Origin of the sequence: Pseudomonas sp. SB113, assembly GCF_040754745.1 — a bacterium.
Lineage (GTDB): Bacteria > Pseudomonadota > Gammaproteobacteria > Pseudomonadales > Pseudomonadaceae > Aquipseudomonas > Aquipseudomonas grimontii.
The window spans coordinates 148,457-160,722 of record NZ_JBFMHW010000003.1; the positions used below are offsets into that span (position 1 = coordinate 148,457).

At 61.9% G+C, this 12,266-nt stretch carries 10 protein-coding genes; 4 read left to right on the top strand and 6 right to left on the bottom strand.

Annotated elements, in window-relative coordinates; genetic code table 11:
* Positions 1-29: 29 nt before the first annotated feature.
* The 4 genes from AB1462_RS05310 to AB1462_RS05325 form a co-directional block, all read right to left on the bottom strand.
* Entirely contained in the window at positions 30-1,349 is a 1,320-nt protein-coding gene (locus AB1462_RS05310) for an MFS transporter (RefSeq protein WP_065925869.1), read from the bottom strand.
* 167 nt (positions 1,350-1,516) lie between these two features.
* Entirely contained in the window at positions 1,517-2,851 is a 1,335-nt protein-coding gene (locus tag AB1462_RS05315) for a sigma-54-dependent transcriptional regulator (RefSeq protein ID WP_367246306.1), read from the bottom strand.
* Positions 2,845-4,611 carry an ATP-binding protein gene (locus tag AB1462_RS05320; RefSeq protein WP_090400590.1) on the bottom strand — a complete coding sequence of 589 codons (1,767 nt, stop codon included), beginning with the start codon at positions 4,609-4,611 and terminating at the stop codon, positions 2,845-2,847. The genes AB1462_RS05315 and AB1462_RS05320 overlap by 7 nt, the downstream gene beginning before the upstream one ends.
* Before the next feature lie 106 nt (positions 4,612-4,717).
* Entirely contained in the window at positions 4,718-6,241 is a 1,524-nt protein-coding gene (locus tag AB1462_RS05325) for a fumarate hydratase (protein WP_010208051.1), read from the bottom strand.
* A 216-nt stretch (positions 6,242-6,457) separates the two neighbouring features.
* Here AB1462_RS05325 and AB1462_RS05330 point away from each other — a divergent pair, with 216 nt between their 5' ends.
* Both AB1462_RS05330 and AB1462_RS05335 read left to right on the top strand, forming a co-directional pair.
* A complete protein-coding gene (locus tag AB1462_RS05330) occupies positions 6,458-7,390 on the top strand; it encodes an iron-sulfur-binding ferredoxin reductase (protein WP_259191434.1) in 933 nt (310 codons plus the stop codon).
* Between the two features lie 30 nt (positions 7,391-7,420).
* Entirely contained in the window at positions 7,421-8,170 is a 750-nt protein-coding gene (locus AB1462_RS05335; RefSeq protein WP_259191432.1) for an enoyl-CoA hydratase-related protein, read from the top strand.
* Between the two features lie 111 nt (positions 8,171-8,281).
* On the opposite strand, the gene pyk is transcribed toward AB1462_RS05335, so the two are convergent.
* Complete coding sequence (gene pyk, locus AB1462_RS05340) at positions 8,282-9,733, bottom strand: pyruvate kinase (RefSeq protein ID WP_090400587.1); 1,452 nt, start codon at positions 9,731-9,733, stop codon at positions 8,282-8,284.
* A gap of 175 nt (positions 9,734-9,908) precedes the next feature.
* Between pyk and AB1462_RS05345 the strand changes: the two genes are divergently transcribed.
* Together AB1462_RS05345 and AB1462_RS05350 are read left to right on the top strand one after the other, a co-directional pair.
* Positions 9,909-10,283 (top strand): hypothetical protein, encoded by a 375-nt coding sequence (locus AB1462_RS05345; protein WP_090400586.1) that lies wholly within the window; start codon positions 9,909-9,911, stop codon positions 10,281-10,283.
* 225 nt (positions 10,284-10,508) lie between these two features.
* Entirely contained in the window at positions 10,509-10,868 is a 360-nt protein-coding gene (locus tag AB1462_RS05350; RefSeq protein WP_090400585.1) for a PilZ domain-containing protein, read from the top strand.
* 60 nt (positions 10,869-10,928) lie between these two features.
* Here the strand turns inward: AB1462_RS05350 and AB1462_RS05355 are convergent, their stop codons facing one another.
* Positions 10,929-12,260 carry a DUF58 domain-containing protein gene (locus AB1462_RS05355; protein ID WP_090400584.1) on the bottom strand — a complete coding sequence of 444 codons (1,332 nt, stop codon included), beginning with the start codon at positions 12,258-12,260 and terminating at the stop codon, positions 10,929-10,931.
* Between the last annotated feature and the right edge of the window lie 6 nt (positions 12,261-12,266).

Here is a 12,266-nt window from a genome sequence, read left to right on the forward strand (position 1 = left end):
CCATCGGGGGCAAGCCCCCTCTCACATTTTTAGTCGGTGGTAATCCGCGAATGCTTGCGTGTGTCCTTCATGGTCACATAGACCACGAGTGACACCGCGATGCACGCGGTCACGTACCAGTAGTAACCGGTTTCCATGCCGATGCTCTTGAACCACAGCGCGATGTATTCAGCGGTGCCACCGAAGATCGACACGGTCAATGCATACGGCAGGCCTACGCCCAGGGCGCGGATTTCGGTCGGGAACAGTTCAGCTTTGACCACTGCGTTGATCGAGGTGTAGCCGCTGACGATGATCAGCGCCGCCATGATCAGGAAGAACGCGCCCCACCAGGTCTGGATGGTGTGCAGGGTGGTGAGGATCGGCACGGTGAACAGGGTGCCGAGGATGCCGAAGGCGATCAGGATCGGCCGACGGCCGACTTTGTCCGACAGCCCACCGACGATCGGTTGCAGGCACATGAACAGGAACAGCGTTGCCGCCGAGATGGTGGTGGAGTCGGAAATGCTCATGCCGACGGTGTTCACCAGGTACTTCTGCATGTAGGTGGTGTAGGTGTAGAAGGCCAGGGTGCCGCCCATGGTCAGGCCGACCACGGTCATCAGTTCCTTGGGGTGGCGCATCAAGGTGCGCATGGCGCTTTCCTTGGCTTTTTCCTTCTTGGTAAACGACTCGGTTTCTTCCATGCCGCGACGCAGGTATAGCGCGACCACTGCGCACAGGGCACCGATGGCAAACGGGATACGCCAGCCCCAGTCGTACAGTTGCTCGGTGGTGAGCACTTGTTGCAGCACGATCAGTACCGCCAGGGCGATGAGCTGGCCGGAGATCAGGGTCACGTACTGGAAGCTGGAGAAGAAGCCGCGACGCTCCTTGGTCGCCATTTCACTCAGGTAGGTGGCCGAGGTGCCGTATTCGCCACCCACCGACAAGCCTTGCAGCAAGCGGGCGAACACCAGCAGGATCGGCGCGCCGACGCCGATGGTTTCGTAACCGGGGCTCAGGGCGATGATCAATGAGCCGAAGCACATCAACAGGACCGAAGCCATCAGTGCCGCTTTACGACCCGCACGGTCGGCGTACAGGCCCATCAGCCAGCCGCCGATCGGGCGCATCAGGAAGCCCACGGCGAAGATCGCGGCGGTGTTGAGCAATTGGGCGGTGGTGTCGCCTTTCGGGAAGAAGGCTTTGGCGAAGTACAGCGAGAAAGCGGCGTAGACGTACCAGTCGTACCACTCGACCATGTTGCCGACGGATCCGCTGAAGATCGATTTGATCCGGCTGGTGGTGGTGCGTTCTTTAGCCGGCGCGGCCGCCGACCCCAGAGGCAAGGTGTTGGAGTTATCCATTAAAGGATCCTTCATCTAGTTGTTTTTATGGAGCGGCGCGAGCGCAGCCTGGCTGGGGCTATAGCACGAGCTGTGCCAGATAGATGAAGGCCCGGCCCAGAAGGGTTTGGGGTTTTTTTTGAGCGGAAATTCGCTGACGTTTTTGAGGGTGATGAGCGGAAATCCGCTTATTCGTCTTTGAGGAACATGTCCCTGGCCAACCCATGGCGCTGCATCTTTTCGTTAAAGGTGCGCCGTGGCAGCTGCAACTCCGCCAGCACCGCCTTGATGTCGCCTTTATGCCGGGTCAATGCGGCCTTCAGGCAATGCGCTTCGAACGCCTCCTGCTGCGCGGCCAACGATTGTCCGGCTTCGATACCTTCCGGCTCCGGCTCGCCAAGGCCCAACACCTGGCGTTCGGCGACATTGGCCAACTCGCGCACGTTGCCCGGCCAGTTATGGCTGAGCAGGCGCCCCAACTGCGCGCCGCTCAGCGGTTCCACGCTGCGGCCCAGGCGCTCGGCGGCGCTTTGGGCAAAGTGGTCGAACAGCAGCGGGATGTCTTCGCGGCGCTCGCGCAGAGGCGGCAGGCGCAGTTGTGCGACGTTCAGTCGATAGGCCAGGTCTTCGCGAAAGCGCCCGGCGCGGGCTTCTTCCAGCAGGTCCGGCTTGGTGGCGGCAATGATGCGTAAATCCACATGAATGCTTTGATTGGAGCCCAAGCGTTCCAGCTTCTGGTCCTGCAACACCCGCAACAGCTTCACTTGCTGGGCCAGGGGCATGCTTTCGATTTCATCGAGGAACAGCGTGCCGCCATGGGCGTACTCCAGTTTGCCGATACGCTTGCCCTGGGCGCCGGTGAAGGCGCCGCTTTCGTGGCCGAACAGTTCGGCCTCGAACAGTTGCTCGGGGATCGCCGCACAATTGAGCGCCACAAACTGCTTTTTCGCGCGGGGGCCGAAATCATGCAGGCAACGGGCGACCAGCTCCTTGCCGCTGCCGGTCTCGCCACGAATCAGGACGTTGACCGGCAAGGTCGCCAGGTCGAGTACCTGCCGGCGCAGGTTCTGCAAGCCACGGGAGACGCCGAGCAGGCTCGACTCCAACTGCGCTCGATGATCGGCTTGTTGGTGCAGGCGGCGGTTTTCGAGGATCAGCCTGCGCTTGTCCAGCGCGCGGCGCAGGCTGTTGAGCAGGGCATCGGGGCTGAAGGGTTTTTCGAGGAAGTCGTAGGCACCGTCGCGCATGGCTTCGACGGCCATCGGTACATCGCCATGTCCGGTCAGCAGGATGACGGGCAGGTCGGCGTCACGGCGCTGCACTTCGGCCAGCAGCTCCAGGCCGCTGAGCCCGGGCATGCGCACGTCGCTCAGGATCACTCCGGGAAAGTCCTTGGGCAGTTGTGCCAGGCAGGCTTCGGCGCGGCTGAACAGCTTCACCTCGAACCCCGACAAGCTCAACCATTGCTCGACGGCCGTACGAATGCTGGCTTCGTCATCGACCACAATCACCGCGTTCAACATAAGTCGGGTGTCTCCAGCGCGATAGGCAAGGTCAGGGTAAATACCGCGCCGTCGCCACGGTTACTGGCGATCAGGCGCCCGCCCAATTCGTGCACGATAGCGTAGGAAACCGCCAGCCCCAAGCCGAGCCCGTCGCCCACCGGCTTGGTGGTGAAGAACGGGTCGAACACGCTGTTGAGGTGCTCTTCGGCAATCCCGCCGCCGCTGTCGCTGACCGTGAGTTGCCACAGTTGCTGATCGGCGTGCAGGCGGATTTCCAGGCGCTTGCGTGGTTTGTCGGCCATGGCGTCGAGGGCGTTGCGCAGCAGGTTGATCAGCACCTGTTCGAGGCGGATCGCATCGCCACGTACCCAGGCGGGGCGGGTCAGGTCCAGCACGGTGCCGATGGCTTCATCACGCAGGCGTGCGTCGAGCAGGTGCAGGGATTGGTCGACCACGGTGGCCAGGTCCAGGCGTTCGCGCAGGCCGCTGGGGCTCTTGCGCGCAAAGGTCTTGAGGTGGCCGGTGAGCGCTGCCATGCGTGTGAGCATATCGTCCAGCGGGGTCAGGGCCTTGTAGGCGTCGTCCACCCGGCCGTGGTCCAGCAGCAATCGCAGGGTCGCCAACTGCATGCGCTGGGCGGTCAGGGGCTGGTTGATCTCATGGGCGAGGGCGGCGGACATCTGCCCCAGCGCCGCCAGCTTGGCCGATTGCACCAAGCCATCCTGGGCGGTGCGCAGGGCCTGGGTGCGCTCTTCGACAAGCTGTTCGAGTTCTTCGCGGCTGCGCTGGCGCAAACGGGCCAGTCGCCAGCGTTGGCTGAGGAACAACACCAGGAACACCAGCGCCAGCCAGGAGCCGGCGGCGGCGAGGCCGGCGTTGCGTTGGTCTTCAAAGGCGAACTGGGGTTTGCGCAGCAGGTGCAGGGTCCAGCCCTCGGCCTTCAGCGGGAGGGACTCCCAGATGTAATTGGCGTTGCCATCGGGGCCGTTGACGCGCATCAGGTGGCTGTTTTCGTCGAAGCGTTGCAACGTTTGGGTGTCCAGCGGCTGCAGTTGTTTCTTGTCGTATTGGCGGGTGGCCTTGAGTTCGGCGAGGTCACTGGCGGACAGCGCGCGCAGGTTGCGATAACGCCAGCCCGGTTGGTTGGCGATAAACACGATGCCGCGTGCATCGCTGACCAGCAACAGGTCATTGCCCTGGGCCCATTCGCGCTCCAGCTCAGGGAATTCCAGTTTCACCACCATGGCGCCAAGGAACTGCTCGTGTTCATCCAGCACCGCGCTGGAGAGGAAGTACCCCGGAATCCCGGTGGTCACGCCTACCGCGTAAAAGCGCCCGGTGCCCTGGCTCTTGGTCTGGCTGAAATATGGCCGAAACCCGTAGTTGTGCCCGACATAGCTGCTCGGCAACGCCCAGTTGCTGGCCGCCACGGCGAGGCCGGTGCGGTCCATCAACTCCAGGGTGGAGGACTGCGCCGCACCGTTGATGCGTTCGAGCTTGCGATTGAGCAGGTCCTGGGTGCTGGCATCCAACGGGCCTTTGAGCGCGTTGATCATCTCCGAGTCCAGCGCGAGCACGGCGGGCAGGGCGCGGTAGCGTTCAATCAGGGTGTGCAGGGAATTGGCGTACAGCGCGAGTTGCTGGTTGGCGCGGGCGGCATCGTCCACCAATGCCTGGCGTTCGGCATGGCGCGTGGCCAAGGCGGCGGCGAGCAACGCACCGGCGATGATCAGCAGGGAATAGAAGGTCAGGCGCAGGGGACGAGGGATCACGATCATACAGTGATGGGCAGGCACAGTAAGGGGAGTGCACCATAGCATGCGCCATGAAAAAGGCGACTGGGCCATGGGGCCGCAGTCGCCTTTATCCGTGCGGGAAAAGTGCTTACTGCACTTCTACCGCCAGGCTTTCACTGATCTTTTTCTGCCAGATGGCAGGACCGGTGATGTGGACGGATTCGCCCTTGCTGTCCACCGCAACGGTGACCGGCATGTCTTTTACGTCGAACTCGTAGATCGCTTCCATGCCCAGTTCGGCGAAGGCAACCACGCGCGACTTCTTGATGGCTTGCGCCACCAGGTAAGCGGCGCCGCCCACGGCCATCAGGTACACGGCCTTGTGGTCCTTGATCGCTTCGATCGCGGTAGGGCCGCGCTCGGATTTACCGATCATGCCCAGCAGGCCGGTTTGCTCGAGGATCTGACGGGTGAACTTGTCCATCCGCGTCGCGGTAGTCGGGCCAGCTGGGCCAACCACTTCTTCGCGCACCGGATCAACCGGGCCGACGTAGTAGATGAAGCGACCCTTGAGGTCCACCGGCAGGGTTTCGCCCTTGTTCAGCATCTCGACCATGCGCTTGTGCGCCGCGTCGCGCCCGGTGAGCATCTTGCCGTTGAGCAACACGGTTTCGCCCGGTTTCCAGCTCTGCACTTCTTCCGGGGTCAGGGTGTCGAGGTTGACGCGACGGGCCGATGGGCCGGCTTCCCAGACGATTTCCGGGTAGGCGTCCAGCGGAGGCGCTTCCAGCGACGCCGGGCCCGAACCGTCGAGCACGAAGTGCGCGTGACGGGTGGCGGCGCAGTTGGGGATCATGCACACCGGCAGCGACGCGGCGTGGGTCGGGTAGTCCATGATCTTCACGTCGAGCACGGTGGTCAGGCCACCCAGGCCCTGGGCGCCGATGCCCAGTTGGTTGACCTTCTCGAACAACTCCAGGCGCATCTCTTCGATACGGTTCTGCGGGCCGCGCTTTTTCAGCTCGTGGATGTCGATGGATTCCATCAACACTTCCTTGGCCATCACTGCGGCCTTCTCGGCGGTGCCGCCGATGCCGATACCGAGCATGCCCGGTGGGCACCAGCCCGCGCCCATAGTCGGAACGGTCTTGAGCACCCAGTCGACGATCGAGTCGGACGGGTTGAGCATGGCCATTTTCGACTTGTTCTCGGAACCGCCGCCCTTGGCCGCCACGTCCACTTCCACGGTGTTACCCGGCACGATGGAGTAATGGATCACGGCCGGGGTGTTGTCCTTGGTGTTCTTACGTGCGCCTGCCGGGTCGGCCAGGATGGATGCACGCAGGACGTTTTCCGGCAGGTTGTAGGCGCGACGCACGCCTTCGTTGATCATGTCGTCCAGGCCCATGGTGGCGCCATCCCAACGTACGTCCATGCCTACGCGCACGAACACGGTGACGATACCGGTGTCCTGGCAGATCGGGCGATGGCCGGTGGCGCACATGCGCGAGTTGATCAGGATCTGCGCGATGGAGTCACGGGCTGCCGGCGATTCTTCGCGCAGGTAGGCCTCGTGCATCGCCTGGATGAAGTCAACGGGGTGGTAGTAGGAAATGAATTGCAGGGCGTCGGCAACGCTCTGAATCAGGTCGTCTTGCTTGATCACGGTCATGAGTCGCGCTCCTCTATAAGGGAACATTCAATAAAGGTGGCTCCAGTGTTGCATCGGTCGGCTGAAACCACCTTTCCAAGGCACGCCAAAGTGGTGCAGGCGCGACGCTAAAAAGGCGCGGCAGTATAACCCGGCACGGTGGCCGATACACCCGACTATGGTCAAACTGTCGCAGGCATGATTCCCTGTGCGCGCCCCTTGTGATTGAGTCCTGATATGCCTGAACTGTACGTCGGCGAACGCCATTGGTCGGTAGCCACCGGCAGCAACCTGCTGGATGCCTTGAACCAGGCGGGTGTGGCCGTGCCTTACAGTTGCCGTGCCGGCAGTTGCCATGCGTGCCTGGTGCGCTGCCAGGGCGAGGTCGAGGACCCGCAACCCGATGCCCTGAGCCCGGTGCAACGCCAGGAGGGCTGGCGCCTGGCGTGCCAGTGCCAGGTGATCGGCGATCTGCAGGTCGAAGCCTTCGATCCGCTGCGTGACGGTTTGCCGGCCCAGGTCGTGGGTGCCGATTGGTTGAATGCCTCGGTGCTGCGTCTGCGGCTGCAACCGGAGCGCGGGTTGCGGTATCGCGCCGGGCAGCATCTGGTGGTGTGGGCGGGGCAGGTGGCACGGCCTTATTCCCTGGCCAGCCTGCCTCAGGAGGATGCCTTCCTGGAGTTTCATATCGATTGCCGCCAGCCCGGCGCATTCAGCGATGCCGCGCGCGCGTTGTCGGTGGGTGATCACCTGCGCCTGGGAGAGTTGCGTGGCGGCGCGCTGCAATACGATCCCGACTGGCAATCCCGGCCGCTGTGGCTGCTGGCTTCCGGTACCGGCCTGGGACCTTTGTGGGGTGTGCTGCGCGAGGCGTTGCGCCAGGATCACCAGGGCGCCATCCGCCTGATTCACCTGGCCCATGATGGCGACGGGCATTACCTGGCTGGGCCCCTGGCCGAGCTGGCGGCACATCATCCCAACCTGACGGTGGAGTTGTGGACCGCGGCGGAGTTGACCCAGGCATTGGCGCAACTGCGGCTTGTTTCCCGGCAAACGCTGGCCTTACTCTGCGGGCACCCCGTCAGCGTCGAGGCGTTTTCCAAACGCTTGTTCCTGGCGGGACTGCCGCGCAATCAACTGCTGGCCGACGTGTTCCTGCCCCGTGGTTGAGTGCTGAATTCCACTGCCGTGAGATTCGCCATGACCGACGCCATCCTGCAGCACCGCGAGCGCGGGCTGCTGACCCTGCAGCTCAATCGCCCGGACAAGAAAAACGCTCTCACTCGAGCCATGTACAGCCAATTGGCCGAGGCGTTGGAGCAGGCCGACGCGGACCCGGACATCACCGCCGTGCTGATCCAGGGCAGCGGCGAGTGTTTTACCGCCGGCAACGACATCGGCGATTTTCTCGAACAACCGCCCAGCGACCTCGACAGCCCGCCGTTTCACTTCATGAAAAGCCTGCTCAACTGCCGCAAGCCGGTGATCGCAGCCGTCGCGGGTGCGGCGGTGGGTATCGGCACGACCCTGCTGCTGCATTGCGACCTGGTGTACATCAGCCGCGATGCACGGTTGCGCATGCCGTTCGTCAATTTGGGGCTGTGTCCGGAGTTTGGCTCCAGCCTGATCCTGCCGCGTTTGCTGGGGCACGCGAAGGCGGCTGAATTGTTGCTGCTGGGCGAAGGGTTCAGTGGTGAACAGGCTGCCGCGTGGGGCATCGCCACCGAGGCGTTGGGCAGCGGTGAAGCTGCGTTGGCCAAGGCACGTGAGATAGCCTTGCGCTTTGAAACCCTGGCGCCGGGCGCGGTGCAGGTGACCAAGCAGTTGATGAAAAGCGTTGATCGCGAGCAGTTGAGGCAGGTGATCGAGGAGGAGGGCGCGCTGTTTACCCAGCGGCTGAGGTCGCCGGAGGCGATTGCGGCGTTGTCGGGTTTCAGGGACAGGCGCTAACCAAATGTGGGAGGGGGCTTGCTCCCGATGCGGTGTGTCAGTCAGCTAGTTTGTAGCTGATTCACCGCCATCGGGAGCAAGCCCCCTCCCACATTTTTTTCAGCGGGTCACTCAGACCATTGGGTCGCCAACGTGCAGGATCTTCATGCCGTTGGTGCCGCCGATGGTGTGGTAGCTGTCGCCCTTGGTCAGGATAACCCAGTCGCCTTTCTCTACAACGCCGCGCTTGATCAGCTCGTCGATGGCAGCCTGGCTGACTTCATGGGGCGGCAACGAAGCCGGGTCGAACGGTACGGTGTACACACCACGGAACAGGGCCGCACGGGCCTGGGTTTCGCGGTGCGGGGAGAACGCGTAGATCGGCACCGAAGAACGGATACGCGACATGATCAACGGTGTATAGCCACTTTCGGTCAGGGCAATGATCGCTTTCACGCCCGGGAAGTGGTTGGCGGTGTACATGGCTGCCAGGGCGATGCTCTGGTCGCAGCTCTCGAACACTTTGCCGATACGGTGGCTGGAGGTCTTGCTGGTCGGGTGCTTTTCGGCACCGACGCAGATGCGCGCCATGGCCTGCACGGCTTCCAGTGGGTACGGACCGGCGGCACTTTCAGCCGAGAGCATCACGGCGTCGGTGTAGTCGAGCACGGCGTTGGCCACGTCGGACACTTCGGCTCGGGTCGGCATCGGGTTCTGGATCATCGACTCCATCATCTGGGTCGCGACGATCACCGCTTTGTTGTGGCGGCGGGCGTGCAGGATGATCTTCTTCTGGATACCGATCAGTTCGGCGTCACCGATTTCCACACCCAGGTCGCCACGGGCAACCATCACGGCGTCGGACGCCTTGATCAGGCCGTCGAGGGTTTCGTCATCGGCCACGGCTTCGGCGCGTTCGATCTTCGCCACCAGCCAGGCGGTACCGCCGGCTTCATCGCGCAGTTTACGAGCGTATTCCATGTCGGCGGCGTCGCGCGGGAAGGACACGGCGAGGTAGTCCACTTCCATTTCAGCGGCGAGCTTGATGTCGGCCTTGTCTTTTTCAGTCAGGGCTGGGGCGGTCAGGCCACCACCGCGACGGTTGATGCCTTTGTGATCGGACAGCGGGCCGCCGATGATCACGGTGCAATTCAATTCAGTCGGAGTCGCGGTATCAACGCGCATTACAACGCGACCGTCGTCCAGCAGCAGCTCGTCACCGACACCGCAATCCTTGACCAGGTCCGGGTAGTCGATACCCACGACGTCCTGGGTGCCTTCGGTCAGCGGGTGGCTGGTGGAGAAGCTGAACTTGTCACCGATCTTCAGCTCGATACGCTTGTTAGCGAACTTGGCGATACGGATTTTCGGGCCTTGCAGGTCACCCAGCAGTGCGACGAAGCGGCCGTGCTTGGCGGCCAGGTCACGCACCAGCTTGGCGCGAGCCTTGTGCTCGTCCGGGGTGCCGTGGGAGAAGTTCAGACGGGCAACGTCCAAACCAGCCAGAATCAGCTGTTCGAGGACTTCCGGCGAGTTGCTGGCCGGGCCAAGGGTGGCGACGATTTTGGTACGACGGACGGACATGCACAGACTCCTGAGTTCAAGCGCTGAGGAAGGCTACTATGCTCTTTGGTTGTAGTCATTGTTCGTTTGCACTACTTATCGATGATTCGTTTGTTTTCGCTTCGATTGAATAGATGAACAGCCTTGAAGATTTTTGACGAGGGGTCGATACACTGCACAAGACAGGAGAACCCTCATGCGAATTTTGCTCATTGCTGCCCTGGCCGTCAGTGTTGGCGGCTGCACCCGTTGGTCGATGGACCACCATTTGAACAATGCCTACCGTGCGTACAAGGTCGGTGATTGCGAGCGTGTCACTTTGGAACTATCCCAGGTCGACCGCGAGAGCCGTACCCGGCGTTATGTACAGCCGGAAGTCTCGATGTTGCGCGGGCAATGCCTGGAACGACAGAAGCTGTTCGTTGACGCAGTGCAAACCTATCAATTCATCATTAACCAATATCCGTCGAGCGAGTATGCCTACCGTGCCCGCGCGAGGCTGGACACCCTGCAGCAACTGGGTCATTACCCTGGTGCGAGCGTGGCACAGCCGCGTCCTGCCTCGTTGTAATGGCATTCGTCGTTTAATCACTGGCCCGTTGCCAGTCTTGGGCTATTCTTTCAATGTTCGTTTGTACAAGTTTCTATTCGAGCGGATGCAAGGCCCGGATTCGGCAGCTGTCTAGTGACGAAATGTTGTTCGTTGTCACACCGAGATCCAGGGAGAGCGAGCGCTCGCGCTCGTTCCGAATCACTGGCACGGCCAGAGTCATGGCCACTGGATGGCGATCTCACCATGTTTACCGACCGACGGATCGAGCGGCATCAACTACCGTATTTCCTGCAAGTGTTTAACCGTCTCACCGACAAACCCATAGGTTTTCTGGGTAACGTCTCTGAAGATGGGCTGATGTTGATCAGCCAGTTACCCATGATGGTCGATGTTGATTTCGAGTTGTGCTTGAAGATACCCGGGGCGGACGACACGTTCCATGTCATCGACATCACGGCGACCTGTCTGTGGAGCCATGAAGATATTAACCCGCAGCACTACGATTCCGGGTTCAGCGTGCTTGAGGCTCCCGAGGAATATGGGCAACTGATCAACGTGTTGTTGCAGTACTTCAGTTTTGATCCCTTGCAGGCTTCGGCCTAGACGCAGCGCGTCGTCGACGCGGCCGGGGGCTACTGTCCCTGCCGCAGTCGTGCGCTTTTTTTAGAAAACCCCGGCTTTCTTCCAGCCCAGGTAGCGTGTCACCAGGGCCGCCCCCATTTCTGATGGCAACGTATCCAACACCGACAGGCCGTGGGCGGTCATGCGGTCATGCAATTCATCCCGCGTATTGAGGTAGTCGACAGTGCCGCTGTAGGCCAGGGCCTCGGGCAAGGTTTGTACGGGGGATTGGCGCAGCAGATCGAGTACTTCCTCACGCATACTGGCCACCAGCACCCGATGTTGGCGACTGATGCGCTTGACGGCGGAGAGCAGGGCTTCATCGTCCTCATCCCGCAGGTTGCTGACCACGATTACCAATGCCCGACGTTTTTGCCGGGCCAGCAGTTGGCTGGCTGCTGCCTGGTAGTCGGCGGTTCGGCGGGTGGTGTCCAGGTCATAGACCGTATTGAGTAACAGGTTCAACTGGCTACTGCCCTTGACCGGCGCCAGGTAGCGTGGCTGGTCAGTGGCAAAGGTGCACAACCCCACCGCATCGCCCTGGCGCAGGGCCACATAACTGAGCAGCAGGCAGGCATTGAGGGCGTGGTCGAAATGGGACAGCTCATCATCCTGGCTGCGCATGCGGCGGCCGCAATCGAGCATGAACACGATCTGCTGGTCGCGCTCGTCCTGATACTCCCGGGCGATGGGGGTACGTTGCCGCGCAGTAGCTTTCCAGTCGATTTGCCGCAGGCTGTCGCCCTCACGAAATTCGCGTAACTGATGAAACTCCAGTCCCAAGCCTCGTCGTTGCCGTTGACGTACCCCCAGTTGGCTCAGCCAGTTATCCACACCCAGCAGTTGTGCCCCGTACAGGCGGGCGAAATCCGGATAGACACGGGTGGCATCCTCGGCTTCGATAAAGCGTCTTGCAGACCAGAGCCCCAAGGGGCTGGGCAGGTGGATTTCGCAGCGACTGAAAGTGAAATGCCCGCGCCGCAAGGGGCGCAGGCGATAACCCAGTTCACTGCGTTCACCGGGGCGCAATTCGATGGCCTGGGGCAGGTTTTCCACACTTAACCCATCGGGGACGTGATCGAACACCTGCACCGTCAGCGCCTGTGGGTAGTCATATTCCAGGGTCAGACGGACTTCGCCCCAGCGGCCCAACGCCAGGCTGCCGGGCATCTGCCGGTACACGCGCGGCGACGGGCGACGGCGCAGTCGCAGCGCGTCCAGCATGGCCAGCAGCAACAGCGCCAGGAGCAAGCCCCACGCTATTGAGTGCAAGGTGTCGGGGACCTTGAACTGCAAGGCTGCCGCAGCGCCCAGCAGGATGCTCAAGCCCAGCAGTACGCCAAGCCAGGCCAATAACAGACGGGTCGGTTTCATGGACGG